Origin of the sequence: Amycolatopsis iheyensis (assembly GCF_024703995.1) — a bacterium.
GTDB lineage: Bacteria > Actinomycetota > Actinomycetes > Mycobacteriales > Pseudonocardiaceae > Amycolatopsis > Amycolatopsis iheyensis.
Genome location: NZ_JAMXQV010000004.1, coordinates 21,684 through 46,579, shown reverse-complemented (window position 1 = coordinate 46,579; position 24,896 = coordinate 21,684). Strand labels below are relative to the sequence as shown.

At 71.5% G+C, this 24,896-nt stretch carries 29 protein-coding genes and 1 tRNA gene; 11 read left to right on the top strand and 19 right to left on the bottom strand.

All coding sequences use genetic code 11. The features are described from left to right. Positions 1-58: 58 nt before the first annotated feature. Positions 59-1,264: a kynureninase gene (locus tag M8542_RS10035; RefSeq protein WP_257920181.1), complete on the bottom strand. Its 1,206-nt coding sequence runs from the start codon at positions 1,262-1,264 to the stop codon at positions 59-61. Beyond that, positions 1,261-1,632, bottom strand: coding sequence for a DUF5997 family protein (locus M8542_RS10030; RefSeq protein WP_257920180.1), 372 nt, complete (start codon positions 1,630-1,632; stop codon positions 1,261-1,263). The genes M8542_RS10035 and M8542_RS10030 overlap by 4 nt, the downstream gene beginning before the upstream one ends. Positions 1,633-1,674: 42 nt before the next feature. Here M8542_RS10030 and M8542_RS10025 point away from each other — a divergent pair, with 42 nt between their 5' ends. Further along, positions 1,675-2,367: a LysR substrate-binding domain-containing protein gene (locus M8542_RS10025; RefSeq protein WP_257919786.1), complete on the top strand. Its 693-nt coding sequence runs from the start codon at positions 1,675-1,677 to the stop codon at positions 2,365-2,367. Between the two features lie 4 nt (positions 2,368-2,371). Here the strand turns inward: M8542_RS10025 and M8542_RS10020 are convergent, their stop codons facing one another. Continuing rightward, positions 2,372-2,653 (bottom strand): early set domain-containing protein, encoded by a 282-nt coding sequence (locus tag M8542_RS10020; protein ID WP_257919785.1) that lies wholly within the window; start codon positions 2,651-2,653, stop codon positions 2,372-2,374. 208 nt (positions 2,654-2,861) lie between these two features. Here M8542_RS10020 and M8542_RS10015 point away from each other — a divergent pair, with 208 nt between their 5' ends. Continuing rightward, entirely contained in the window at positions 2,862-3,377 is a 516-nt protein-coding gene (locus tag M8542_RS10015; RefSeq protein WP_257919784.1) for a hypothetical protein, read from the top strand. A 215-nt stretch (positions 3,378-3,592) separates the two neighbouring features. Here M8542_RS10015 and M8542_RS10010 read toward each other — a convergent pair whose 3' ends face one another. Then, on the bottom strand, positions 3,593-4,567 hold the full coding sequence (locus M8542_RS10010; protein WP_257919783.1) for a hypothetical protein: 975 nt from the start codon (positions 4,565-4,567) through the stop codon (positions 3,593-3,595). Positions 4,568-4,745: 178 nt separating this feature from the next. On the opposite strand from M8542_RS10010, the gene M8542_RS10005 reads away from it, so the two are divergent. The 3 genes from M8542_RS10005 to M8542_RS09995 are packed head-to-tail and all read left to right on the top strand — an operon-like array spanning position 4,746 to position 7,133. After that, a complete protein-coding gene (locus tag M8542_RS10005; protein WP_257919782.1) occupies positions 4,746-5,714 on the top strand; it encodes a hypothetical protein in 969 nt (322 codons plus the stop codon). 32 nt (positions 5,715-5,746) lie between these two features. Next, entirely contained in the window at positions 5,747-6,541 is a 795-nt protein-coding gene (locus M8542_RS10000; RefSeq protein WP_257919781.1) for a metalloregulator ArsR/SmtB family transcription factor, read from the top strand. 1 nt (position 6,542) lies between these two features. Next, positions 6,543-7,133 (top strand): dihydrofolate reductase family protein, encoded by a 591-nt coding sequence (locus tag M8542_RS09995; protein WP_257919780.1) that lies wholly within the window; start codon positions 6,543-6,545, stop codon positions 7,131-7,133. 14 nt (positions 7,134-7,147) lie between these two features. Here M8542_RS09995 and M8542_RS09990 read toward each other — a convergent pair. Beyond that, positions 7,148-7,221, bottom strand: a tRNA-Ile gene (locus tag M8542_RS09990). 185 nt (positions 7,222-7,406) lie between these two features. Here M8542_RS09990 and M8542_RS09985 point away from each other — a divergent pair. Further along, positions 7,407-7,685: a hypothetical protein gene (locus tag M8542_RS09985; RefSeq protein WP_257919779.1), complete on the top strand. Its 279-nt coding sequence runs from the start codon at positions 7,407-7,409 to the stop codon at positions 7,683-7,685. A 41-nt stretch (positions 7,686-7,726) separates the two neighbouring features. Here M8542_RS09985 and M8542_RS09980 read toward each other — a convergent pair whose 3' ends face one another. From M8542_RS09980 to M8542_RS09970, 3 genes are all read right to left on the bottom strand, one after another. Next, positions 7,727-8,221: a hypothetical protein gene (locus M8542_RS09980; RefSeq protein WP_257919778.1), complete on the bottom strand. Its 495-nt coding sequence runs from the start codon at positions 8,219-8,221 to the stop codon at positions 7,727-7,729. A gap of 85 nt (positions 8,222-8,306) precedes the next feature. Beyond that, on the bottom strand, positions 8,307-8,828 hold the full coding sequence (locus M8542_RS09975; RefSeq protein WP_257919777.1) for a dihydrofolate reductase family protein: 522 nt from the start codon (positions 8,826-8,828) through the stop codon (positions 8,307-8,309). A 62-nt stretch (positions 8,829-8,890) separates the two neighbouring features. Continuing rightward, the gene (locus M8542_RS09970) at positions 8,891-9,868 is read right to left on the bottom strand and encodes a bile acid:sodium symporter family protein (RefSeq protein ID WP_257919776.1); all 978 of its coding nucleotides are present in this window, start codon (positions 9,866-9,868) and stop codon (positions 8,891-8,893) included. 97 nt (positions 9,869-9,965) lie between these two features. Here M8542_RS09970 and M8542_RS09965 point away from each other — a divergent pair, with 97 nt between their 5' ends. Continuing rightward, positions 9,966-10,799: a LysR family transcriptional regulator gene (locus M8542_RS09965; protein WP_257920179.1), complete on the top strand. Its 834-nt coding sequence runs from the start codon at positions 9,966-9,968 to the stop codon at positions 10,797-10,799. Here the strand turns inward: M8542_RS09965 and shbA are convergent. Together shbA and M8542_RS50315 are read right to left on the bottom strand one after the other, a co-directional pair. Then, entirely contained in the window at positions 10,796-11,392 is a 597-nt protein-coding gene (gene shbA, locus M8542_RS09960; protein WP_257920178.1) for an RNA polymerase sigma factor ShbA, read from the bottom strand. The genes M8542_RS09965 and shbA overlap by 4 nt on opposite strands. Before the next feature lie 146 nt (positions 11,393-11,538). Beyond that, entirely contained in the window at positions 11,539-12,027 is a 489-nt protein-coding gene (locus tag M8542_RS50315; protein ID WP_257919775.1) for an RNA polymerase sigma factor, read from the bottom strand. Positions 12,028-12,197: 170 nt separating this feature from the next. Here M8542_RS50315 and M8542_RS09950 point away from each other — a divergent pair, with 170 nt between their 5' ends. Continuing rightward, entirely contained in the window at positions 12,198-12,830 is a 633-nt protein-coding gene (locus M8542_RS09950) for an endonuclease (protein WP_257919774.1), read from the top strand. Positions 12,831-13,021: 191 nt separating this feature from the next. Further along, positions 13,022-13,285 carry a WhiB family transcriptional regulator gene (locus M8542_RS09945; RefSeq protein WP_257919773.1) on the top strand — a complete coding sequence of 88 codons (264 nt, stop codon included), beginning with the start codon at positions 13,022-13,024 and terminating at the stop codon, positions 13,283-13,285. 346 nt (positions 13,286-13,631) lie between these two features. Here M8542_RS09945 and M8542_RS09940 read toward each other — a convergent pair whose 3' ends face one another. Genes M8542_RS09940 through M8542_RS09930 form a run of 3 tightly spaced genes read right to left on the bottom strand, consistent with a single transcriptional unit; the run spans position 13,632 to position 16,822 of the window. Then, the gene (locus M8542_RS09940; RefSeq protein WP_257919772.1) at positions 13,632-14,597 is read right to left on the bottom strand and encodes an RNA polymerase subunit sigma-70; all 966 of its coding nucleotides are present in this window, start codon (positions 14,595-14,597) and stop codon (positions 13,632-13,634) included. Positions 14,598-14,606: 9 nt separating this feature from the next. Then, complete coding sequence (locus M8542_RS09935; RefSeq protein ID WP_257919771.1) at positions 14,607-16,172, bottom strand: MDR family MFS transporter; 1,566 nt, start codon at positions 16,170-16,172, stop codon at positions 14,607-14,609. 32 nt (positions 16,173-16,204) lie between these two features. After that, positions 16,205-16,822 (bottom strand): TetR/AcrR family transcriptional regulator, encoded by a 618-nt coding sequence (locus M8542_RS09930; RefSeq protein ID WP_257919770.1) that lies wholly within the window; start codon positions 16,820-16,822, stop codon positions 16,205-16,207. A gap of 99 nt (positions 16,823-16,921) precedes the next feature. Here M8542_RS09930 and dprE2 point away from each other — a divergent pair, with 99 nt between their 5' ends. Continuing rightward, positions 16,922-17,659, top strand: coding sequence for a decaprenylphospho-beta-D-erythro-pentofuranosid-2-ulose 2-reductase (gene dprE2, locus M8542_RS09925; protein ID WP_257919769.1), 738 nt, complete (start codon positions 16,922-16,924; stop codon positions 17,657-17,659). Between the two features lie 209 nt (positions 17,660-17,868). Then, the gene (locus tag M8542_RS09920; RefSeq protein WP_257919768.1) at positions 17,869-19,071 is read left to right on the top strand and encodes an LCP family protein; all 1,203 of its coding nucleotides are present in this window, start codon (positions 17,869-17,871) and stop codon (positions 19,069-19,071) included. 4 nt (positions 19,072-19,075) lie between these two features. On the opposite strand, the gene M8542_RS09915 is transcribed toward M8542_RS09920, so the two are convergent. The 6 genes from M8542_RS09915 to M8542_RS09890 form a co-directional block, all read right to left on the bottom strand. Next, the gene (locus tag M8542_RS09915) at positions 19,076-20,266 is read right to left on the bottom strand and encodes an acyl-CoA dehydrogenase family protein (protein ID WP_257919767.1); all 1,191 of its coding nucleotides are present in this window, start codon (positions 20,264-20,266) and stop codon (positions 19,076-19,078) included. A 1-nt stretch (position 20,267) separates the two neighbouring features. Next, on the bottom strand, positions 20,268-21,173 hold the full coding sequence (locus M8542_RS09910; protein ID WP_257919766.1) for a 3-hydroxyacyl-CoA dehydrogenase NAD-binding domain-containing protein: 906 nt from the start codon (positions 21,171-21,173) through the stop codon (positions 20,268-20,270). Continuing rightward, positions 21,170-21,916: an acetoacetate decarboxylase gene (locus M8542_RS09905; RefSeq protein WP_257919765.1), complete on the bottom strand. Its 747-nt coding sequence runs from the start codon at positions 21,914-21,916 to the stop codon at positions 21,170-21,172. The genes M8542_RS09910 and M8542_RS09905 overlap by 4 nt, the downstream gene beginning before the upstream one ends. Next, on the bottom strand, positions 21,913-22,656 hold the full coding sequence (locus M8542_RS09900; protein ID WP_257919764.1) for a crotonase/enoyl-CoA hydratase family protein: 744 nt from the start codon (positions 22,654-22,656) through the stop codon (positions 21,913-21,915). Before M8542_RS09900 ends, M8542_RS09905 begins: the two co-directional genes overlap by 4 nt. Positions 22,657-22,704: 48 nt before the next feature. Then, the gene (locus tag M8542_RS09895) at positions 22,705-23,853 is read right to left on the bottom strand and encodes a CaiB/BaiF CoA transferase family protein (RefSeq protein ID WP_257919763.1); all 1,149 of its coding nucleotides are present in this window, start codon (positions 23,851-23,853) and stop codon (positions 22,705-22,707) included. Between the two features lie 96 nt (positions 23,854-23,949). Next, the gene (locus M8542_RS09890; protein ID WP_257919762.1) at positions 23,950-24,855 is read right to left on the bottom strand and encodes a LysR family transcriptional regulator; all 906 of its coding nucleotides are present in this window, start codon (positions 24,853-24,855) and stop codon (positions 23,950-23,952) included. Between the last annotated feature and the right edge of the window lie 41 nt (positions 24,856-24,896).

The window sequence follows — 24,896 nt, the reverse complement described above, 5'->3', positions numbered from 1 at the left end:
CCGGGACGAAGCGAACGACTCCTGCAGGTCGTCCGGCGACCTGCAGGAGTCATTCACTTCACGCGGCGAGCTCCCGGATCCGGGCCATGGCCGCCCGCACCTCGGTGAACCCGGTGGTGAGCGGGCTCAACCCGATGCGGATGCCGTCGGGACGGCGGAAGTCGATCAGCACGCCGTGCTCGATCAGCACGCGGGAAAGCCGCTCGGCGTCCGGGTGCCGCACGGTGACGTGCCCGCCGCGGCGGGCGTCTTCGCGCGGCGAAGCCACCGTGAAGCCGAGCGGGACCAGCCAGGCGTCCGCGAGGTCGAGCACCCACCGGCCCAGCGCGACGGCCTTCGCGCGCACCCGCTCGATCCCGGCTTCGGCCAGCAGCGCGACGCCCTCCTGGACGCCCACCATGCCGAGCACCGGCGGCGTGCCCGAGAGCGCGCGGCGGATGCCGGGCGCCGGGACGTACCGCGCGGCCATGCCGAACGTGTCCGCCGCGCCCATCCAGCCGGTGATCGGCTGGGCGAACTCCTCGTGGTGGCGAGCGTTGACGTAGAGGAACGCGGGCGCGCCCGGCCCGGCGTTGAGGAACTTGTAGGTGCAGCCGACGGCGAAGTCGGCACCCGCCGCGTCCAGCTCGACCGGGATCGAACCCGCGCTGTGGCAGAGGTCCCACACGGTGAGCGCGCCGCGGTCGTGCACCAGCCGCGTGATGCCGGCCAGGTCGGCGATCGCCGCCGAGCGGTAGTCCACATGGGACAGCACGACCGCCGCGGTGCGCGGCCCGGTGACCGCCGCGACGTCCTCGGCGCGGACGTCGTCGGCGTCGATCCAGCGGACCGTGTGGCCGGCTTCGGCGGCGACGCTTTCGGCGAGGAACCGGTCGGTGGGGAAGTTGCCGGTGTCGATGACGAGCTCGTCGCGGCCCGGCCGGAGCGCGACGGCCGCCCGCAGCGTCTTGTACAGGCACACCGACGTCGAGTCGGCGACGATCGTCTGGCCGGGGGCGGCGCCGAGCGCGACGCGGCCGAGCTCGTCCCCGATCCGTCCGGGCAGCTCGAGCCAGCCCTCGTCCCACGACCGGATCAGCCGCGCGCCCCACTCGTGGGTGACGAGCTCCTGCAGCCGCTGTCCGGTGGAGAGCAGGGGACGGCCCAGCGAGTTGCCGTCGAGGTAGGCGACGACACCGGGATCGGTGATCGGGACGAACCGGTCGGCGAAGGCGGCGAGCTCGTCTTCGGCGTCGAGGCGCGCGGCCTCTTCGAGCGTGGTCAGCGGTCCTTCTCCTTGACCCGGAGGGTTTCCTTGCGCACCTCGGCCTGGGTGGCGCGTTCGCGCACCAGCCAGTCGGGGTTCGCCGCCTTCAGCGCGTCGATCTCGTCGGTGGTGAGCGGGTCGGTGATGCCGCCGCGGGCGAGGCCGCCGATCGAGACGCCCAGCTTCGCCGCGACGACCTGCCGCGGGTGCGGGCCGGTGCGGCGCAGCTCGCGCAGCCACTCGGGCGGGTCGGTCTGCAGCGCGTTCAGCTCGTCGCGCGAGACGACGCCGTCCTGGAACCGGGCGGGCGTGGCTTCGAGGTACACGCCCAGCTTCTTCGCCGCCGTCGCCGGCTTCATCGTCTGGGCGGTCTTGTGCGACGTCATGCCGTCCAGGGTAGCCAGCGTCACGCCCGGTAACCTGACCCGGTGACCTCTTTCCGGCTCGCGTACGTCCCCGGGGCGACGCCCGCCAAGTGGGTGCGGACCTGGGGCGAGCGGGAGCCCGAGGTCCCGCTGACCCTCGTGGCCGTGCCCGCGGCGGAAGCCACGACGCTGATCCGCGAGCGCGGCGCGGACGTGGCACTGCTGCGCTCGCCGATCGACCGCGAAGGCCTGCACGCGATCCCGCTCTACACCGAGACGACGGTGGTGGTGATCCCGAAGGACCACCTGATCGCGGCGGCGGACGAAGTGTCCACGGTGGACTTGGCCGACGAGGTCGTGCTGAACCCCCTCGACGACACGATCGAGTGGGAGACCCGCCCGGGCCGCCCGGCGGTATCCCGCCCCGAGACGACGGCGGACGCGGTGGAGCTGGTGGCGGCGGGCGTCGGCGTACTGGTGGTCCCGCAGTCGCTGGCCCGCCTGCACCACCGCCGCGACCTGACCTACCGCCCGGTGACGGACGCACCGCAGTCGACGGTGGCGTTGTCCTGGCTGGAGGACGAGACGACGGACCTGGTGGAGCAGTTCATCGGGATCGTGCGCGGCCGCACGGTCAACAGCACGCGCGGCCGTCCGCAGCCTGTGGTGGAGAAGAAGAAGCGTCCTGAGCGCAAGCCGGTTGCGCAGCCCGCTCGCCGGGGCGCCGGCGGGCCGAAGCGGCGGCGCCGGGGCTGAGCGCTCAGTTCGTCGTGCAGACGCAGTTGCCGTCGACGCGGTCGGCCAGGTCGGGGTCGTCGAACCAGTAACCGTCCTCGCCGAGGTAGCGGAACTGGAGCACCGTGCCCGGATCCACCTCCACCGAGGCCGAGCGGCGGCCGTTGGACCGCGGGGTCAGGTGGTGGCGGCCGGGCGTCCAGTCGTTGAACGACCCGACGACGCTGACCCGTCCCGGGGGCGCGCCGACGGGGAGGCTGAAGGTGACGCGCTGGGTGCCCGCACGGTTCTTGCTGATCTTGATCACTCGGTGTCGGCCTTTCGGAGAAGGAAAAACGAGGGGGCGCGCTCGGCACTGAGCGCCGACATGATGACACAGTTGTCACGGTTCGGTCACCCGCAGTGCCCGAAGGAAGGACGACGCCGCTCAACGGTTCGCCACCGACCGGGTGGTCCTGCCGCGAACCATGATCATCTTGCTGCTTGCCGAGGTTTCCGGTGCGAGACTGGCTGCCGTGACCGTCGCCGCTGATCGTCAAGTCAAGGACCCGTGTGCCTGGCTCAGCGCCGTCACCCACGAGCTCGCCGCCGCGCACCCCGCCGACACGCGAGCAGTGCTCTTGACGGTCTGGGACGGGCTGGTCGCCGCCCGGCTGGCCGGACTCCACGCCGCCGAAGCCTCGCCCCGCTGGCGAGCCCGGCAGCGCCACGCCGAGGCAGTCGAATTCGACCTGGCCGTGCTGTTGTCCCGCAACTGCACCGTCGCCACCGGCCTGGCCATCCCGGCCCGGCTCCCGGGCGCCGCCGTCGCCTGGCCGACCGAACGCGCGGACGCGGCGGTGGCCGCGATCATCGCGTTCTGCGCGACGGCGGAGGAGGTCCTCCGCCGGGCGGGCGAGCTGACGCCGGTGTGGGAGGACAGCCTCCTCGGCCCGGTGGCGCTGACCAGCTGGCTGGCCGACTGCTGGACGGGCCGGTACAGCGGCCGCCCGCTGATGCTCCCGGTGCCGCCGCCTCCTTGGTGGCACTGAAGCCGCGTCAGTGCCCGGCAAGACCGCCGTCCGTCAGGGACCGCTGGGCCCGGCTACCCCGCACCGGGCGCAAGGAGGCCGGCGTGACGCTCCCCGAAACCACCCGCACCGCCGTCCGCGCGGTGCTGCTCGCCGAGCTTGCTGCAGCCGAACGGCGCGCGCGGGCCGCCGGCTGGCCGGCCGGGCTGCCGCTCCGGGTGCTCGAAGCGCGGTGCTCAGCGGTCCAGGACGGCCAGGACCGTCGCCACGATCTCCTCGAGCCGGGACTCGTCGGCGAGGGCCGTGGCCAGCCAGTCGTCCAGGGTTGATCCGTGGTGCGGCGAGCCGGTGCCGAACACGCAGCGGACCACCGCCGTGACCGCCGCCGCCGGGTCGTGGCCGCGGTCCAGACGGGCTTCGATCGCCGTCAGGGCTTGCTCGGCCAGTCTGGTGAGGCGGTCGTCGTCGGCCTCTTCCGGCGCGACCAGCTGCAGCGCCGTCAGCTCGGCCGGGCCGTCCGCGGGCATCGGCGCGACCGGCGCCCGCTTGTGCCCGAGCGGGCGTTCGACGTGCTCGGCGTACCACTTCGGCCGCGTCCGCATCGCGGCGAGCACCTGCCGGACCTCGCGGTCGAGCGTGTCGCGGCCGGCCGGCTCCCCGGTGACCTCCGCGCGCCGCTCGGCCCAGCCCGCCAACGGCCACAGCTCGCCGCCCGCGGTCGCCGGCACGCCCGCCCAGATCAGCACCTGCAGCGCGAGCTCGCCGAGCCACGGGTCGCCGCCGAGGGCCTCGGCCAGCCAGCCCGGGAGCCGGGGCCGTTGCAGGGCCCCGATTTCGCCGCGCCGCCGCCGGTGCGCGTCGACCGTCGCCGGGCTCAGCCGGGTCGCCAGCCAGCCGTCGAAGTTCTCGATCGGGCCGGTCGCCCGCCGCAGCGCGTGGTCCACGACGGCCTCGACGTCGTCGTGGAACCGGTCCAGGCAGTCCGGTCGCAACGATTCGAGCCCGCGCGCGCAGTCCGGGTGGTGACGCCGGCGCTCCAGCGGCTTGGTGATCCGCGCGAACACCAGGGGCCAGGCCACGGTGTAGACCGCGCCGCGCAACCGGGCGAGGTCGCCGGGCGGGGCGTGCGCGGCCGAGCCGGCGAGCCGGCCCGCGCGGGCCAGCTGCCGGACGTCGGAAGGCGCGAACGACGGGTACGTGCTGCCGGACAACGTTCCTCCCCGGAGTCGTCGACGGGGAAATGGTCGGTCAGCCGCCGAGTCGGCAACGGCCCGTCGCGGGCCGAATCGCGGCGGAACTGGCCAACGACTGGCCACCCGGGGAATCACCTGATCGGCTCAGCCGCTGCCGCCGATCGCGCGGAAGCCCGCGTGCCACAATCGAATTCCCATGGCACACGAGGACGGGCTGGTCCGGGAGCTCACCACCCTGCGGCGGGGCTGGGGGCTGGAAGCCGAACGGCTGCGCGGCCGGCTCGGGCCGCTCGTCGCGGCCTGGTGCGAAATCCACCGGACGACGAGCGAGCGCGAAGCCCGGCGCGTCCTGCGCGAAGCGATTTCCGCCGCCATCGCGGACTTCCCGGCCGACGACAGGCTGGCGGTGAACGTCGCGCTGGGCATCGCCCCCGGCTCGCAGCACGCCCTGCTCAGCGACCGCGTCGGGATCCTGGCGCAGCGGCTGCGGGTCTCCGACCGCACGGCGCGGCGGCGCATCGACCGCGCGTTCGCCCGGCTCGCCGCCGAGATCGAGGCCGGCGCGCGGCCCGGCGAAGGCGTCCCGGACCCCGACGAGGGCTGGTTCGTCAAGCGGCTCAAGGTCCTCGTGCGCCTCGACACCGAAGAGCCGGAGCTGATCGAGGAACGCCTGATCGTCGCGACCCGCGACGGCCTGAGCCGGATCTCCGCGCAGTTCACCGTGCCCCGCGTCGAGGACGGCTCGGATGGCGAGCGGGACGTCACCGCCGACGCCCAGCACGGCGTCCGGATCACCGGGGAGAGCCGCGAGGGCCAACGGCACTTCCGCTGGCTGCTCGACTTGCCGCGGCCGCTCGCGCGCGGCGACACCCACACGTATTCCCTGGTGTTCCGGATCCGCGACGGCCGCCCGATCCGGCCGTCGTACGCGTTCGTGCCGCTGGTGATGTGCGAGTCGGTCACCGTGCGGGTCCGCTTCGACCCCGAGCGGCCGCCGCGGGCGGTGTGGCGGCTGGACCGGGTGCCGTATTCGGTGCTGTCCGATCCGGCCCAGCCGGGGGAGACGCTGCCGCTCGACGGCGCCTACGAGGTGGCGCAGGACTTCACCGCCCCACAGCTGGGGTACGTCTACGGGGTGCGCTGGCTGGGCCAAGATATTCCTTGACCTGAATATTCTCGGTAGTGAATACTTCCGGCATGGACCGGATCGCCGCAGCTCTCGGGGACGCCGCTCGCTGGCGCATCGTGGCTCTGCTCGCCGAGCGGCCGCGCTCGGTCGGCGAGCTGGCGGAGCTGACCGGGTTGCGTCAGCCGCAAACCACGAAGCACCTCCAGAACCTCGCGCGCGCCGGGCTCGTCACCGTCTTCCCGCTCGGTCAGCGTCGGGTGTACGCCCTCGAAGCCGGGCCGCTGGCCGCGTTCGCGGACCGGCTGCGGGAGCTGGCCGCGGAAACCGAGGCGCACGAAGGAGAACGGGACGTCGTCGCGCGGTACCAGGCGGCCATCGAGGCGGAGACGGCGGTCGCGGACCGGGACCGGTGGGCGGACGGGCGCGTGTTCGCGTTCGAACGCCTGCTGCCCGCGGCGCCGGACGTCGTCTGGCGGCACTGGGCCGAGCCCGGTCTGCTGGCCTCCTGGTGGGCGCCGCCTTCGCTGACGATCACGGACTGCGTGCTCGAGCCGCGGCCGGGCGGGCGAGCCGTGCTCGCCTACCGCGACGCCGACGGCGAACACCGCGCCGAAGGCCGGGTCCGCGTCGCCGACGAGCCCGGGCGGCTCGTGTTCGACCTCGCGGTGCGGGGGCGGGCGTCCTTCACCGGCCACTACGACTTGGGGCTCACCGAAAACCCGGCCGGCACCCGGCTGCGGCTGGGCCTGCGGATCACCGCGACGACGGTCGAGGCCGTCCCCGCCATCGCCGGCATCGAAGCCGGCTGGGACCAGGTGCTCGACCAGCTCACCGAAGTGCTCGCCACCGAAAGGACCGACTGACATGGCCGACCGCAGAGTCACCGCGAACCTCAGCCTGACGCTCGACGGGCGCTACAGCGGCCCGGGCGGGCCCGCCGACATGGGGGCGATCCTCCCGTACGCGACCACCGAAGTCGCGCGGGGCCACCTGACGCGCATCTGGGAAGACGCGACGACGGCCGTCCTCGGCCGCCGCAACGCCGAAGGCTTCCTGGGCTTCTGGCCCACGGTCGCCGCCGACGAGAACGCCGACCCGCGTGACCGCGGGTACGCGAAGTGGCTGGTGGACACGGAAAAGGTGGTGTTCTCGACGACCCTGACCGACGCGCCGTGGGAGCGCACCCGGGTCGTGAACGCCCCGGCCGCCGACGTCATCACCGAGCTGAAGGCGACGGGCTCGGGTGACATCCTGGTCAACAGCAGCGCGAGCGTCATCAAGGCGTTGCTGGAAGCGGACCTGCTGGACCGGCTGTACCTGATGATCTGCCCGGAGATCGCCGGCGGCGGCGCCCGCCTGTTCGAAGACGGCCTGCCGGCGTCGAAGTGGCGTCTCGCGCACCACGAGACGGGCGAGCTCGGCGAGACGGCCGTGGTGTACGACCGGCTGCGGTGAGGTCGGAGATCGGGTGGGGCGGGCGGGGCTCGAACCCGCGGCCAAGGGATTATGAGTCCCCTGCTCTAACCAACTGAGCTACCGCCCCCTGGCCTCGGCGCGCAGGCGGCACGAGGTTTGCATCCGCAAAGAAGACTCAGTTCGCTTCAAGTTATCACAGCGGCCATCCGGGCAGATCCGGTAGGCCAAACAGGTTGAAACACCCACCGACCGGGGCACGCTCGTCTACCTTGCAAGGGCGTCACCGCTGAACGAGACGGCGGGAGGTGGGCGATGGCCGCGACACCGGGGGTCTCGCTGACCGGGGACCGGGCGATCCGGCTGGCGCTGCTGGACGCACTCACCGCCGGGGCGGGCCTGGGCTACCTGGCGCACCAGTACCGGGAGGCGCTCGTGGCGAACTCCACGGCCATCGGCCTCGGTCTGCTGTGCGCACTGGCATTGGCCGGCCTGATCCGCGTGATGGCCCGCGCCCTGCGGCGCGCGAACTCCCGGGTCGAGACGATCTTCGCGGAAGAACTGCGGAAGAAGCCTTCGCCTCGCCGGCGGTGACGGAAGTCGTTGCCAGGCAAGGCGAAGGCCGCGGAATCCGCTCAGGTGCCGCCGCCGGTCGGCGTTGTGGTCGGGTCGGGCGTGGTGGCCGGCGGCGGAGTCGTCGTGGTCGGCGGCTTGAGTGTCGTGGTCGGCGGCGGCGGAGTTGTCGGCGTGGTCACCGTGGTCGGCGGCGCCGACGGCGAACCGTAAGCGGCGTAGCTGAACCAGATCTGGCCGAACGTCTTCGGCGCGGTCTGCGTGAACATCGCCCGCACCTGGAACGTCGTCGCGGTGTAGGAGCCGAACACCGTGTTGAGCGTGAACGCGTTGAACGGGCTCGGCGTGTTCGGCGACACGACGACCGCCTCCGGCACCTTGCCGAGACCGTGCGTGACCGTGCAGATCCCGTTGCCGTCGGTGAAGCAGCTCGCTTGCGCCGCCTGGACGATCGGCGCCGGTGCCGGCCCGACCGCCGCCGACGTGCTCGCGAAGACCACCGCGCCCGCGGCGACCACCACCGCGCCGCCCAGTGCGGCGAGTACCCGGGTTCCCATGGCGTTCCTCCCCTTCGAAGTCGCCCCCGGAGTCGCTCCGCCGCCGCCCGGTGTTACCCCGCCGCCGGTCTGTGCACAGTGGACCTCACGCCACCCGGTACCAGCAGTTCCCGATCGGCCCGCTGCTGCTCAGCTCCAGCGGCTCCAGCCGCACCCGCGTTCCACCCGGGTGCGAGAACAGCCGGACGCCGTCGCCCAGCAGCACGGGCGCCACGTGTACCAGCACCTCGTCCAGCAAGCCCGCCTCGAGACACCGCCGCGCGGTCGTCGCGCCGAGCACCGCCACGTATCCGTCGCCCGCCGCCGCGGACGCCGCCTTCACGGCGTCGCCGAGGTCTTCCACCAGCGTGAACCCCGGCGTGGGCGTCGCGGAGCGGGTCACCACGAAGATCGGGCCCGACCAGCGGCCGCCGTACACCTGGCCCTCCGCCGTCGTCGCCGGGGCGTAGGTGTGGTGGCCCATCACCACCGCGCCGATCTCGCCGAGCACCCGCTCGACCACCGGGTTCGGTCCGGCGTGCAGGCCGGAGAGCCACGTCATGTCGTCGGCCGGGCCGGCGACGAAACCGTCGAGGGACATCGTGATGTGGTACAGGACCTTGGCCACGGGAGCCGCCTTTCGGTAGAGGGTCACCACTACCGACGGGCCCGGCCCGGGAAACTCATCGGTCAGGCCGGAACGAGCTCCTCGACCGGGGCGGAAGCCGCGTACCGGCGGGCGAGCGTCGCGCACACGATCAGCTGGATCTGGTGGAACAGCATCAGCGGCAGCACGATCAGCCCCACCCGCGCGGGCCCGAACAGCACGGTCGCCATCGGGAGGCCACTGGCCAGGCTCTTCTTCGACCCGCAGAACACGATCGTGATCGCGTCCGCGCGGGCGAAGCCGAGCAGCCGCGCGCCCCAGCCGGTCGCGGTCAGCACCGCCGCCAGCAGGACGCAGCACACCGCCACGAGCACCGCCAGGTGGCCGACGTCGAGCCGGTGCCAGATGCCCTCGGTCATGCCCGCGCTGAACGCCGTGTACACCACCAGCAGGATGGAGCCGCGGTCGAACACCTTGAGCGGCGCCGAGTTCCGGGTGAGCCAGCCGCCGATCCAGCGCCGCGCCAGCTGACCCGCGACGAACGGCGCCAGCAGCTGCAGCACGATCCCGAGCACCGCCGAGCCGTCGACGCCCGCGCCGTCGCCGGAAAGCAGCAGCGCCACCAGCAGCGGCGTCAGCACGATCCCGGCGAGGTTGGACAGCGACGCGCTGCAGATCGCGGCCGCGACGTTGCCGCGGGCGATCGAAGTGAACGCGATCGACGACTGCACGGTCGAGGGCAGCACGGCGAGGAACAGCACCCCGGCCGCGAGCTCGGCGGGCAGCACCGACGACGGCAGCAGGGACAGGGCCAGGCCGAGCAGCGGGAACAGGACGAACGTCGCGGCGAGCACGACCGAGTGCAGCTTCCAGTGCCGCAGCCCGTCGAGCGCCTCCGCCGTGGACAACCGCGCGCCGTAGAGGAAGAACAGCAGGCCGACGGCGATCGTCGTGGCCGTGCTGAACCCACTGGCGACAGCGCCCGAAGCGGGCAGGAGCGTGGCGACGCCGACGGTGGCGAGAATCGCGAGAACGAACGGGTCGAGCCGAAACCGGGACATGGATCTCCTTCCGCGGCAATTCTCGGCGCTCGGACGCTCATTGTGAACCCCGATGACCGGACTGACTGTCATCGCGGATCGCGATAAGCTCACCACCGTGCTCGACCCGCGCCTGTGCCGTTCGTTCCTCGCCGTCGCCGAGACGCGCAGCTTCACCGCGGCCGCGCGGCGCCTGGGCGTCGGCCAGCCGACCGTCAGCCAGCACGTCCGGCGCCTCGAAGCCGACGCCGGCGGGCTGCTCTTCGCGCGCGACACCCACACCGTCGAGCTCACCGCGCGCGGGCAGGCGATGCTGGGGTTCGCGCAGACGATCATGGACACCGAGGAACGCGCGGAGCGGCACTTCCGCGGCGCCGAACTGCGCGGCCGCGTGCGCTTCGGCGTCTCCGAGGACTTCGCGCTCGGCGAGCTGCCGGAGATCCTGCACCGGCTGCGCCGCAGCCACCCGCTGGTGGACGTCGAGCTGACCGTCGAGCTGTCCGACGTCCTGGCGCAGCGGCTGCGGGCCGGGCAGCTGGACCTGGTGCTGGGCAAGCGCCGCCCGGGCACGCACCACGGCCGGCTCCTGTGGCGCGAGCCGCTGGTCTGGATCGGCTCGGCGGCGACGGTGCTCGAACCGGGCCAGCCGGTGCCGCTGGTGCAGTACCCGATGCCGTCGATCACCCGGCAGCTCGCGGTGGAGTGCCTGGAACGCGCCGGGCTCGAGTGGCGGGCGGCGTGCCAGACGTCGAGCCTCACCGGGCTGCGGGCCGCCGCGGCCGCCGGCCTCGGCGTCACCCTGCACGCGCGCAGCCTGGTCCCGGACGACCTCGTCGAGCTCGGCGGCCTGCCCGAGCCCGGCGAAATCGAGTTCATGCTGCTGGCACGGGAGTCGATGGAGGGACCGGCCGCGGCGCTGGCGGAGTTCGTGCTGGACCGCGTGCGGCGCTAGTCCTCTTCGCCCGTCAGAAGTCTTCGAAGCCGCGCCAGCGCGCGGTGCTGGGCGACGCGCACGGCGCCGGGCGTCGAGCCCACCGCCGCGGCCGTCTCCTCCGCCGACAACCCGACCACCACCCGCAGCACGACGATCTCGCGCTGCTTGGCCGGCAGCACCTCCAGCAGCCGGGCCAGCCGTTCGTTGAGCTCGAACCGCAGGGCGCGCTGCTCCGGCCCGTCGGCCTCGGAGACGCCGTCGGGGATCTCGGGCACGGGGTCGGTGCGGTTGCGGGCCGCCGCGCGGTGGGCGTCGGCCACCTTGTGCTGGGCGATGCCGTAGACGAACGCCAGGAACGGACGGCCCTGGTCGCGGTAGGACGGCAGCGCCGTGAGCACGGCGAGGCACACTTCCTGCGCGACGTCGTCGGCGGAGGCGAACGACCGCTCGTGCCGGCCCACCCGCGCCCGGCAGTAGCGCACGACCAGCGGCCGGATGGTGGCGAGCAGGCGCCCGGTCGCCGCGTCGTCGCCCGCGATCGCGTCGGCGACCGGCTCGTCGTGGCGCCGCCAGTGCGCGGGGAACGCCTCGGGTGGCTTGGCCGAGGCGATCTCCCGGACGAGGGCCCGGCTGCGCACCCGCAGCAGCGTGCCCTCGACGTCGAGGCCGACGCGCAGTGAGTCGTGCAGTGCGGCGTTCGACTCCCGCAGCAGCTCGGTCATCGCCCGATCGCCGTACTCGGTTGCCGGCATTCTGCTCACCTTTCCCTGTCCCGCTGGTCGCCGGGCGAAGCGGCCCGGTGGCGCCGGAGGCGTTCCCGCACGTGGCGCAGGTTGGAGCGGACGGTCGCGGGCGCGACCCGCAGCGCCCGCGCGATCTGGGTCGGCGTGAACCCGTCGAGGGACCACGTCAGGACCATGCGTTGCTGGTCGGGGAGGGCGGCGAGCAGGTCGATGAGGTCCGCGTGTGGCTCGACCAGCACGGCCAGCGCCTCGTCGTCGTGGGGGTCACCCGCCAGAGACCAGTCGGCGCGCGCGTCGCCGCCGTGGCCGAGCAGCCGGCCGGCGACGCGGCGGACCCACGCCCGCGGGTCCTCGGCGGTCGGCCACGCCTCCAGCAGGTGCAGCATCGCCTCGGCGGCGACGTCGCGGGCCGTCTCGACCTCGAACCCGGCCTTGCAGAGGAACGCCACGAGCGGCGGGAAGTCGGCCCGGAAGAAGGCGTCGAAATCCTCGCCAGCGCACACGGTCCCCTCACCACCCCTCGCCTCCACTGGAACAAGTGCGGTGAGCGGGCTCCCACGTGTAACGATTCGATCAAGACTGCTCGGTAGGAGTAATGGCTTGCGCCGAAGTGGTGACCACCGGTGACGAAACGCGGGTGAATGACCGCGGGCCTGCCGGGTACCCGCGCTCGATGACCCATCGAGACAAGATCCAGTGCCTGCTCGCGGAGGCCGGCCCGACGTACGCGGCCGAGGCCGGGATCAAGCTCGCCGACACCCCGGCGCCGCTGTACCGGCTGCTGGTCCTGTCGGTGCTGCTCTCGACCCGGATCAAGGCGGCGATCGCAGTCGACGCGGCCCGCGAGCTCAAGGCCGCGGGACTGGGAACGGCGGTGGCGATGAAGAACGCGACCTGGCAGCAGCGCGTCGACGCCCTCGGCCGCGCGCACTACAAGCGCTACGACGAACAGACGGCGACGGCGCTCGGCGAGGGCGCGCAGGTGGTCCTCGACTCCTACGGCGGCGACCTGAGACGGCTGCGCGAGGCCGCGAACGGCGAATTCCGGACACTGGCGGCCGGGCTGCGGAAGGTGCCCCGGCTCGGTCCGGTGGGGGTGGACATCTTCGCCAGGGAGGTGCAGGCGGTGTGGCCGGAGTTTCGGCCGCACCTGGACGGGAAAGCCTTGCGGGGGGCCGAAAAGCTCGGCCTGCCGACCGAACCGGGCAGACTCGCGAAGCTCGTCGGCGGCGACCGGCTGGCTGCCCTCGCGGCGGCACTGGTGCGGGTCACGCTGGAGCGCGATCTCGCCGATCGAGTGACGTGATCGACATCGAGATCCCAGGAAGAAAGGCGTACTCTCATGTGTTGCAGTCTTGGTTGCCCGGAGGGTGAGCCGGGGACCGAAGCCAAAACCCCCTTGACTCAGGCGGATGCGCTCGCGCGTCCGCGTCCGTCAAGTCGGTTGACGCGCCACGACAATGGGAAACAGAAGCACTAGGGAGGTGAACGAAGGAAATGGAAGCCACGATGACGGGCTGGGCGGAACTCGCGGCCTGCAAGGACGAGGACCCGGAACTGTTCTTCCCGATCTCCGAAGTCGGCCCCGGCGCCCGGCAGACGGCGCAGGCCAAGGCCGTGTGCGCCCGCTGCCCGGTGCGCGCCGAATGCCTCGGCTACGCGCTCGACAACGGCCTGGACCACGGCGTCTTCGGCGGCGCCACCGCGGTCGAACGCCGCGGGCTGGTGCGCACGGCCCCGCAGCGGCACCGAGCGGCCTGATCGCCGCCCGGTGACCTCTTCCCGGCGGCCAAGAAGACGAACACCGAATCCGGAAGAATGAGTTCCGGGAACGCGTGTGCCCGGGCAGGTGATTCGCCATGAATCACCTGCCCGGGTTTTTTCACGCCTTTCGCAGGGGAGTCGCGCCCACGCATTGAGTGCGCCGAGCCCGAAGCGCCCCAATGTGGCCTTCGGTGCGTCAGACGCAACGAAGGGCCCCTTGGGTGCGTTGAGTAAGCACTGCGGCGCGGAGCGCCTCCGTTGAGGGTGGCGGTGGGGGCATCGGTGGAGCAACCAAGGCCACATTGGGGCGCACGCACCAGGCTCGGACCCATGGTGACCGTGCTCAATCGCCCGCCCAGAATTCCGGCAGCCCCCACACCCCGGCCGGCGCCGATTCGAACGCCGCCATCGCCGTGATCAGCCCCTGCTCCACCGTCAGCAGCGACACCCCGAACCACCGATACCGCTCCTCACCCGGCCGCCGCAGCCAGGTGGCCACCGCCGGCTGGCGGTTGGCGCGGGTCGGGAGCATCCGGAACCGGCCGACGCAGTGCGGGGACGCCGGGTCCATCGACAGCGACAGCGCCGCGATGATCGCGTCGCGGTTGCCGAACCACAGCGTGTACGGCGGCATGATCGCCTGCGCGTCCTCGTGCAGCAACCGGGCCACCGCCGCCGGGTCGCCGTGTTCGTAGGCCTCGATGAACCGCTTGAGCAGTGCGGCTTCCTCGGCCGTCGGGTCGCCGGCCGTCCACTCGGCACGGCGTGCGGGCAGCCGCTCACGCAACGTCGCCCGGGCCCGCTGCAACGCGCTGTTCGCCGACGCCACGCTCGTTTCCAGCGCCGCCGCCGTGTCCTTCGCCGACCAGCCGAGGACGTCGCGCAGGACCAGCGTCGCGCGCTGCCGCGGGGGCAGGTGCTGGAGGGCGGCCAGGTAGGCCAGCTCGATCGTCTCCCGCTCGATCACCACCGCCGCGATGTCGTCCACGCCGAGGAACTCGTCCGGGCACGGCTCGAGCCACGGCAGGTTGGCCGCCTCGATCGGGCCCGCCGGCTCGCCGGACGGCCCGAGCTGGTCGGGCAGCACCCGGCGCGGGCGGCGGGCCAGGACGTCGAGGCAGGCGTTCGTCGCGATCCGGTACAGCCAGGTGCGCACGCTCGCCCGGCCCTCGAACCCGTCTCGGGCCTTCCACGCCCGCAGGAACGTCTCCTGCGCGAGGTCTTCGGCGTCGCCGAGCGAGCCGAGCATCCGGTAGCAGTGCACCTGGATCTCCCGGCGGTGCCGCTCGACGAGCGCTTCGAAGTCCATCCGCGCAAGCTAGCGCACCGCGGGCTCCTCGTCCGCGAGCCGCTCCAGGCCGCTCTGCGTCTTCAGCGGCAGGTGCTTCAGGAACGCCACCGCGACGACCACCAGCAGCGCGATCGGCGCCGCGATCAGGAACAGGTCACTGGTCGCCGTGCCGTAGGCCTCCCGGATCACCGCGGCCACCGGCGCCGGCAGGGTCGCCAGGTCCGGCACCTTGCCCGAACCACCGTCACCGGCGGGCAGCGGGCCGAGCCCTTCGGTGATCAACGCCGTCACGCGGTTCGCCAGCACCGCGCCGAGCGCGCTCACCCCGATCGACCCGCCGAGGCTGCGGAAGAACGACAGCGCCGACGTCGCCGCGCCCAGGTCGTGCGCCGGGACGTCGTTCTGCGCCACCAGCACCAGGTTCTGCATCAGCATGCCGACACCGACGCCGAGCACCAGCATGAACGTCCCGAGCACGACCACGCTCGTGTGCGCGTCGATCGTGCCGAGCAGCCCGAGCCCGGCGGCCATCAGCAGCGCGCCGAGCAGCAGGTGGCTCTTCCAGCGGCCGGTCCGGCTGATCAGCTGCCCGGACACCGTCGAGGAGACCATCAGGCCGAGGATCATCGGCAGGCTCATCAGCCCGGCGACCGTCGGCGACTTGCCCAGGGCCAGCTGGAAGTACTGCGACAGGAACACCGTGCCGCCGAACATCGCGACGCCGACGAGGAAGCTGGCCACCGTCGTCAGGGTCACCGTGCGGTTGCGGAACAGGCCCAGCGGCAGGATCGGCTCCCGCACCCGGGATTCGACGAACACCGCCAGCGCCAGCACGACCAGCCCGGCGGTCACCAGGACAGCGGTCTGCCACGAGCCCCACGCGAACTCCTGCCCGGCCAGCGAAGACCAGATCAGCAGCGTCGACACCCCGGCCATGATCAGGAACGCGCCGAGGTAGTCGACCTTGACGTCGCGTTTGACCGTCGGCAGGTCCAGTGTCCGTTGCAGCAGCAGGATCGCGGTCACCGCGAACGGCACGCCGAGGAAGAAGCACCAGCGCCAGCCGAGCCACGACGTGTCGACCAGGACGCCGCCGATGAGCGGGCCGGCGACGGTGCCGACGGCGAACACGCCGCCGAAGATGCCGGAGAACTTGCCGAGCTCGCGCGGGGAAACGATCGCGGCCATGATCACCTGGGCGAGCGCGGTCAGCCCGCCGCCGCCGATGCCCTGGGCGACCCGGCTCGCGATCAGCACGTCGATGTTGCCCGCGAACCCGGCCACGAGCGAGCCGACCACGAACAGCGCCAGGGAGATCTGGATCAGCAGCTTCTTGTTGTAGAGGTCGGAAAGCTTGCCCCACAACGGGACGGTCGCGGTCATCGCCAGCAGTTCGGTGGTGACGACCCAGGTGTAGGACGCCTGCGAGCCGCCCAGCTCGCTGACGATCCGGGGCAGCGCGTTGGCGACGACGGTCGAGGCGAGGATGGCCACGAAGATGCCCATCATCAGCCCCGACATCGCTTCCAGGACCTGGCGGCGGCTCATCGGGCCGGGGGTGGTCACTTCCGGTGGATCGGCGGTCGTGGACATGGTTTCCCCCTTGCGTTCGGGCGCGGACCGGCTCAGCGGGTCCGCTTCGGGTCGGGCAGGCCCGCGGCGATGCTCGCCACGGCGTCGTCGAACAGGTCGGCGACGGCGCCTTCGCCGTCGCGCTCGTGCCAGCGCATCATCGCCGCGTTGAGCGCGCCGCTGACCACGTTCAGCAGCAGCGACGGGAACAGGTCGGCCGGTGCGCAGCCGGTGCGCCGGGCGATCGCCGTCGTGAGCGGCTCGATCTGCTCGGCGTTCATCGCCAGCGAGCGGTGGACGAGGGTCGGGTGCCGCTTCATCGCGGTCACCCGGTCGAGCCACTCGCGCGGGTTCTCGGCGATGAACGCGAGGTCGTCGCGGATGGCGGTGGTCAGCGCGGCCAGCGCGGACAGCTCGGCGGGCAGCGCGAGGAAGCGTTCGATGGTGCGTTCGGTGCGCTGGAGGTGGTCGGGGACGGCGATCACCACAGCGTCCTCTTTGGACGCGAAGTAGTTGAAGAACGTGCGGACGGAAACGTCGGCTGCGGTCGCGATGTCCTCCACGGTGACCGCGTCGAGCCCGCGTTCGGCGACGAGCCGGACGGCGGCGGTGGCGAGCGCGCGGTGCGTCTCGTACTTCTTGCGCTCGCGCAGGCCGGTGGGTGGGGACACGCCTACCAAGGTAGCCAGAACTTGCACGTCATGCAAAGTTGCATGTCGTGCAGATCACCTGCCCGATCCCGGCTCGGCACGGGCTGGGAGACTGCTGCGGTGAGCGGAACGGTGCTGGTGCTCGGCGGACGCAGTGAAATCGGCCTGGCCGTGGCGAAACGCCTGGTCGAGGACGGCCGGCGGGTCGTGCTGGCCGCGCGGCCGGGCGCGGACCTGACCGCGCCGGTCGCCGAGCTGCGCGAAGCCGGCGCCCTGGTCGAAACGGCCGAGTTCGACGCCGACGACCTCGCCGCGCACGGCCCGTTCCTGGAGCAGGTGGCGGCCGAGCACGGCCCCCTCGACGCCGTGGTGCTGGCGTTCGGCATCCTCGGCGACCAGGCGCGCGCGGAGACGGACGCGGCCCACGCCGCGGCGATCGTCCACACCGACTACGTCGCCCAGGTCGGCGTGCTGACCCACGCGGCGAACCTGCTGCGCGCGCAGGGCCGCGGCAGCCTGGTCGTGTTCTCGTCCGTGGCCGGGGTGCGCGTGCGCCGCGCGAACTACGTGTACGGCTCGGCGAAGGCCGGTCTCGACGGCTTCGCGAGCGGCCTCGCGGACGCCCTGCACGGCTCGGGTGTGCACCTGCTGCTGGTCCGCCCGGGCTTCGTGATCGGGCGGATGACCGAGGGGATGGCCCCGGCGCCGTTCTCGAGCACGCCGGACCAGGTGGCGGACGCGACGGTCGCGGCCCTGCGCCGCGGGCGCGGGGTCGTTTGGGTGCCCGGGGTGCTCCGTCCGGTCTTCTTCGCGATGCGGCTGCTGCCGCGCGCGATCTGGCGCAGGATGCCCCGCTGACGCGATAGTTCCGGCCACTGTGGCCGCGCCCACAGCACGTCCCCGTGCGCGGTTCGACACTTTCCGTCGCGGAAGTCGGCCGATCGGCCGGAATCCGCTCGGCCGATCGGGCAGCGTCACAGGTTTTCGACAACTTTCTCAGCTGATTCCCAGCTAACGCGGTGATCCTCGAAGGAGGGGTTCACCAGAGGGAAGCAAGGGGAAGTGTCGTGCTGTTGTCGTCCCGGGGGCGCCGCGTCGGCGGTCGCGTAGCGGTGGGTGTCGTGTCGACGCTCGTGCTCGCCGCCACCGGTTTCGCGTGGACGCAGCTGAGCAAGCTCGACAACGGCATCGTCACCGCCGACGTCATCCCGCCCTCGGCACAGGTCGACGAGGAAGACGCGCCGCCCGGTGAACCGCTCAAGGTCGCCCAGAACATCCTGCTCGTCGGGATCGACGCGCGCACCGACGCGTACGGCAACCCGTTGCCGCAGAACGTGCTCGACGCGTTGCACGCCGGCAGCGGCGAAGACGGCGGCGACACCACGGACACGATGATCGTCGTGCACATCCCGGCCGGCGGCGCGGCGGCGACCGCGATCTCGATCCCGCGTGACTCCTATGTGGACATCGCCGGCGGCTACGGCAAGCACAAGATCAACTCCGCGTACAGCCGCGGCAAGAACGCCTCGATGTCCGGATTGCGCGCCGAGGGGCTGTCCGGCCCGCAGCTGGAGGTGGCGGCGAACGCGGCCGGCGCCAAGACCGCGATCCAGACCGTCGAGAAGTTCACCGGCCTCACGATCAACCACTACGCGGCGATCAACCTCGCCGGGTTCGACGCGCTTTCGCAGGCCGTCGGCGGCGTCGAGGTCTGCCTCAAGGCGCCGGTGCACGACACCTACTCCGGCGCGGACTTCGCGGCCGGCCCGCAAACGCTTTCCGGGGCGCAGGCGCTGGCGTTCGTCCGGCAGCGCCACGGCCTGCAGAACGGGGACCTCGACCGGATCGCGCGGCAGCAGGCGTTCTTGTCCGGAATGGCCAAGAAGGTACTGAGCGCGGGCACGTTCACCGACGTCTCGAAGCTGAACTCGCTGGTCAGCGCGGTGCAGGGCGCGGTCGTGCTCGACAAGGGCTGGGATGTGCTGAGCTTCGCGCAGCAGCTGCGCGGGATGACGTCGGGTGCGATCGGGTTCGCCACGATCCCGGTGCAGAGCCTGTCGCTGCCGACGCCGTCCGACGGCGACGCGGTGAAGGTCGACCCGGCGCAGGTCCAGCAGTTCGTGCGCACGGCGATCAGCACGCCCGCGGTCCAGGCCTCGGGTGACGACACCACGGGCGGCGTGAAGCCGGTGGCGCAGACGGCCACGCCGCCGTCGTCGTCGAACGCGAAGCAGCCGGCGACCTCGACGGCCGCCGGCTGCGTCAACTGACTCCTCACACGAACGCGGACTGCCCGGTGATCGCCTTACCGACGATCAGCGTGTTCATCTCGCGCGTGCCTTCGAACGAGTAGATCGCCTCGGCGTCGGCGAAGAACCGCGCGACGTCGTACTCGAGCACGATCCCGTTGCCACCGAAGATCTCCCGGCTCCAGGCGACGACCTCGCGCATCCGCGAGGTGACGAACGCCTTCGCCAGCGACGACTGCTCGTCCTTGAAGATCCCCGCGTCCTGCAGCCGGGCGAGCTGCACGAGCATGCCCCACGACGCGGTGATGTTGCCGAGGCTCTTCACGAGCAGGTCCTGCACCAGCTGGAACCGCGCGATCGGCCGGCCGAACTGCGTGCGCTCCTGCGCGTAGGCGAGCGCGGCCTCGTACGCGCCGATCATCACGCCCAGCGCCTGCCAGGCGACACCGCCGCGGGTGGCGCGCAGGATCTCGGCGACGTCGCGGAAGGAGTCGATGCCCTGCAGGCGGTTCGCCTCCGGCACGCGGACGTCGGTCAGGGTGATCTCGGCGTTCTCGACGATCCGGAACGCGGTCTTGCCCTGGATCTTCGCCGGCACGAAGCCCGGCGTGCCCTTCTCGACGACGAACCCCTTGACGTGGTTGTCATCGAGGTCGCGGGCCCACACGACGACGTAGTCGGCGAAGGTCGCGTTGCCGATCCACTTCTTGGCGCCGTTGAGGATCCAGGTGTCGCCGTCCTTCTTGGCCGTGGTCCGCATGCCACCTGCGACGTCCGAGCCACCCAGGGGCTCGGTCATCGCGAACGCGCCGATCTTGTCCATGGCGGCCATTTCGGGGAGCCAGCGGTCGCGCTGCTCCTGGCTCCCTCCACTGTAGATGGAGTACATCGCGAGTCCGTTGTGGACACCGAAGAACGTCGCCACGGACGCGTCGGTGCGGCTCATCTCCATCGCCATCATGCCGGTGAGCAGGTGGCTGACCGCGGGCTTGTGCTCGCCGTAGCCTTCGTACGGCAGCCCGGCGAGGCCGCTTTCGCGGAACATCCCGATGAGTTCCTTCGGGAAGGTGCCGGCTTCCCAGTTTTCGTTGACCAGCGGCTTGACGTCGTTCGTCATGAACTCGCGCGCCTTGACCAGCAGCTTGCGCTCGTCGTCGGGCAGCAGCGCCTCGAAGTCGTAGAAGTCGGCGGTCAGCTTGTCCTTGAGCGGTTCCATCTCAGTTCTCCTCCACTGCGTGCAAAACGGCGAGCTGCTTGCGGTCGCGCGTCTCGGCGAGTTCCGAGTACGTGGAGGAGCCGTAAGCCTGTTCGACGGCTTCGATCAGCCGTTCCTGCTCTTCGGGGCTCTGGGACGGGTTTCCGAGCCCGGCCCACATCTTCTTCATCGACTTGCCGATGTGCTCGGCCATGTGCCGGTAGCCGCCCGGGCCGCCACCGAGGTGCGAGCCGAGGAACGGCCCGACGGTCGCCCAGCGGATCCCGAGCGAGTTCGTGATCACGGCGTCCAGTTCGGACGGTGTCACCACGCCCTGCTCGACGAGGTAGATCGCCTCGCGGCTGAGCGCGTTCTGCAGCCGGTTGCCGACGAACCCGGGGATCTCCTTGCGCTCCACGACCGGCGTCCGGCCGAGGGAGGTGTAGAACTCGACGGCCCTCGCCACTGACTCTTCGCTGGTGTGCTCGCCGGGGACGACCTCGACCAGCGGGATCAGGTGCGGCGGGTTGAACGGGTGTCCGATGAGGACCCGGCTCCCGTCGATCCCGCCGGTGAAGGCGGTCGAGGGGATGGCGCTGGACGAACTCAGCAGCAGCGCGTGCTCCGGAGCCTCCTCGACGAGCTGCTTGAACAGCGCCTTCTTGAACTCGACGTTCTCCGGCCCGTTCTCCTGAACCACATCCGCGGCTTTCACTGATTCAGTGACGCTTTCGGCGATGCTCACCCGGCTCGCCAGCTCGGCGGCGGTGGTGCCCAGGTGCGGCGCGAACGTCTTCAGCGCTTCGGCGACGGCGTCGGCGAGGTCGGGGCGGGGGTCGGTGACCCGGACGGTCAGGCCGTGGTGGGCGAACAGCGCCGTCCAGGACAGGCCGATGGTGCCCGCGCCGATGACTGCGGCGTTCTTCATGATCGGGCTCCTTTCAGGTAGTCGAAGACCGGCTTGACCGGGGCGAGCGTCAGGTCGGTGAGGATGTGGCTGGCGGACACGACCTCCAGCACCGGCAGGTCGGCCAGCGGCGCCAGGACGTGCTGGAACAGCTGCAGCCGCGCGGGGCCGGTGTGGGCCTGCTTGACCACGACGTCGGTGATCTCGGTGCGGACCAGCTCCTGGACGCGCGGGGTGCCGTCGTAGCCGGGGATCGTCTTGAGCATGAACGTCGGGACGGTGATCTGGCGTTCGGCCTCGCGGGTGTCCAGCTCGTGGTGCTTGTAGCCCATCGTCGCGGTCGCGACCCGGAGCGTCCCGTAGTCCAGCGTGCCGACGAGCACGCCGTTGTCGACATAGAGGTTCGGCGACCCGACGGTCTTCGGGTACGCGCTGACCTCGCGCCCGGACGCGGTCGCCGGGAAGTTGTCGAGGTACATGGCGTGCAGGTACTCGCCGCGTTCGCCGTCGAAGCTGACCTCGATGGCCTGACCGGACTCGGTGTACGGGCCGTAGCCGGAGACGTCGCCCATCTTCATGACCTCGAAGCGCACCAACGGTTCTTCGACCTTCAGCGGCTCCGGCACGACGGCGCGCAGGGCGTCGGCGTCGGTGCGGTAGACGATGTTCAGGTACTCGCGGTTCGTGAACCTCGGGACCACCGGCGCGAACGCCGGGGCGGTCAGGGGAGTGGTCACGTGCTGCCGGACTTCGTCGATCTTCATTCGCCTGTCCACTTCGGAGCGCGGCGCTCGGCGAAGGCGGTCATGCCCTCGCGGACGTCTTGGGACTGCATCAGCTTCTTGATTTCTTCGCGCTGTGTTGTCGCGGGATTCGCGGCACGCACGATCTTCTTGACGGCGGCGAGGGCCAGGGGTGCGTTCTCCGCCAGCTTCTCGGCCAGCTGCAGCGCGACGGCGGCGGCGTCGCCCGCCGGGGTCACGCGGTTGACCAGGCCCAGCTCGCCGGCGCGGCGGCCGGTGACGGGCTCGCCGGTGAGGAGGAACTCCATCGCGAGGTGGTGCGGGATCCGCTTCGGCAGCCGGATGACGCCACCACCGGCGGCGATGAGCCCACGCTTCACTTCGGGGAGCCCGAACTTCGCGTCTTCGGCGGCCACGATGAGGTCGCAGCCCAGCGCCAGCTCGAACCCACCGCCCATGGCGAACCCTTCGACGGCGGCGATCAACGGCTTCGACAGCTCGGCTTCGGTGAGGCCGCCGAACCCGCGGCCCGGGATCTCCGGGGACTCGCCCTTGAGCGCGGCCTTGAGGTCCATGCCGGCGCTGAAGGTGTTCTCGGCGCCGGTCAGGACGCCCGCCCGGAGCGCCGGATCGGCTTCCAGCTCGTCGAGGGCGGCGGCCAGCTGCGTCGCGACGGCGGCGTTGACCGCGTTGCGGGCCTGCGGCCGGTCGATCGTGATCAGCAGGGTGCCGCCGATCCGCTCGGTGCGTACTTCACTCATGACTCCCACTTCCCAAAGCGGCACTTTCGTAGGGAAAGTGCCGGTGGTTCAGACCAGTTCGGCGAGGACTTCGGCGGTGTCCTGGCCGGCCAGCGGGGCCAGGCGGCGGATCGAGCCGGGCGTCGCGGAGAACTTCACCGGGATGCCGACCGTGCGGATGGCGCCCTCGCTCGGGTGCTCGACGGTGTCGAGCAGGTGGCCTTCGCGGACGTACGGGTCCTCGTGCGCGCGGTCCAGCTCGAGCACCGGCGCCATCGGGATGCTGTGCTTCGCGCAGACCTCGGCCCACTCGTCGGTGGTCAGCGCCGGGGCGCAGGCGGCGATCTGCTCGGTCAGCCACTCGTTGTCGACGCGGTCGATCGCGTCGCCGTTCACGCGCGGGTCCTCGGCGAGGTCGGGGCGCTCGGCCGCGGCGAAGAAGTCGCGGAAGTTCTTCGGGTTGTAGGGGATGACGCAGGCGAGACCGTCCTTGGTGCGGACCGCGGCGTGGCCCTTCGTCATCGACAGCGCGAACCCGGTGGGGCCCTCGGCCGGTTCGTAGGTGTGCCCGGCGAGGTGTTCGACCAGGTTGAACGCGAGCAGCGTGTCGGTCATCGGGATCTCGATCTGCTGGCCTTCGCCGGTCTTGTCGCGGTGGACCAGCGCGGCGAGCACGCTGTAGGCGATGGTCAGCGACGACACCTTGTCGCCGATGATCGTCGGCAGGTAGACCGGCTCGCCGAGCGCGCGGTTCGCGACGTCGACCAGGCCGGAGGAGGCCTGCACGGTCTCGTCGTAGGCGGCGTTGCCGGCCTGGGCGGAGTCGCCGCGGAAGCCCTGGGCGTGGGCGTAGACCAGGCGCGGGTTGCGCTGGGCGACGTCGGCGTAGTTCAGGCCGAGGCGGCTCAGCGCGCCGGGGCGCATGTTGGTGATCAGCACGTCGGCGGTGTCGATCAGCTTGAGCGCCTGCTCGCGCTCGGTCTCGTCCTTGAGGTTGAGGGCCACGCTGCGCTTGTTGCGGTTGACGTTGAGGTTCAGCGGCGTCATGCCCGGCGTGGTGCGGTAGCTGCCCACCCGCACGGTGTCGGCGGGGGACTCGATCTTGATCACGTCGGCGCCCAGGTCGCCGAGGATCTGGGCCGCGTACGGGCCCATCACCACGGTGGAGAGGTCGATCACGCGCACGCCGTCCAGCGGTCCGGTGCTGTTCGTCATCATTCCGTCCTTTCGCGGTCTTCGTTCTACTTACGAACGTAGGCGCGGGTGCCGCGAAAGGGAATGATCATGATGCGAACAATGGTGTGACCACGGCGGTCATACCATTAATGGCGCGGCGAAGATCTCTTTCGCGGCGTCGACGAGGTCGCGAAGGTCGCCATCGGTGCGGTCGCGGCGCCAGAGCAGGCCGGTGTCCAGCTGGGGACGGAAATCGGTGAAGGGCAGCACGATGACGTTGTCGAGCCGGTAGCCGTGCATCGGGCTCTTGTCGTCGAGCATGGAAATGGAAAAGGCCTCGCCGCTGGAAATGATTTCCGACGTCCCGCCGTAACCGGTGTTGGTGAGTCGAATGCGTTTCTTCACGCCCAGTTCGGACAGCTGGTGGTCGAGCTGGTCGAAATAGGCGGGTGTGATTTCCCCGGGCGAGCCGACGTACGGGAACTCCTTGAGCTCGGCCAGGCTGACCGAGTCCCGCCCGGCGAAGAGATCGGCGGGGACGACCGCGCCGAGCCGTTCCGACATCACCGGCAGCTGGTCGAGCGCCGGGTCCGTGACGGGCAGCCGGGCCAGGGTGAGGGCGAGCTTGCCCTCGTGCACCCCCTGGACGAGGTCGGCGGTGGTGCCGGGCCAGCGCTTGAGCTCATAGGTGTCCCGCACCCGCCCGGCGAGCGCGTTGACGCGTTCCCGCAGGTCAGGGTGCACGCCGGCGGGCATGCCGAGGAAGACGGTGCTGCGCTGCGGCCGCGTCGCCTCCTTGAGCTTCCACGGGATGGCGCCGACCTGCTCGAGGACGTCCCGCGCGAGCGGCAGCAACGCGGTCCCGGCGGCGGTGAGCGTGACGTGGTGGGTGCTGCGGTCGAACAGCTGCTGCCCGAGCTCGTGCTCGAGGTCCTTGATCCGCTGGCTGAGCGGAGAAGCGGCCATGTGCAGCTTCCGCGCGGCCGCGGAGAAGTTCAGTTCCTCGGCGACCGCGACGAAGTACCGCAGGTGCAACATCTCCATCCCCCGACCCTACGACCCCACCGTGTCGTCCCCCCAATCAC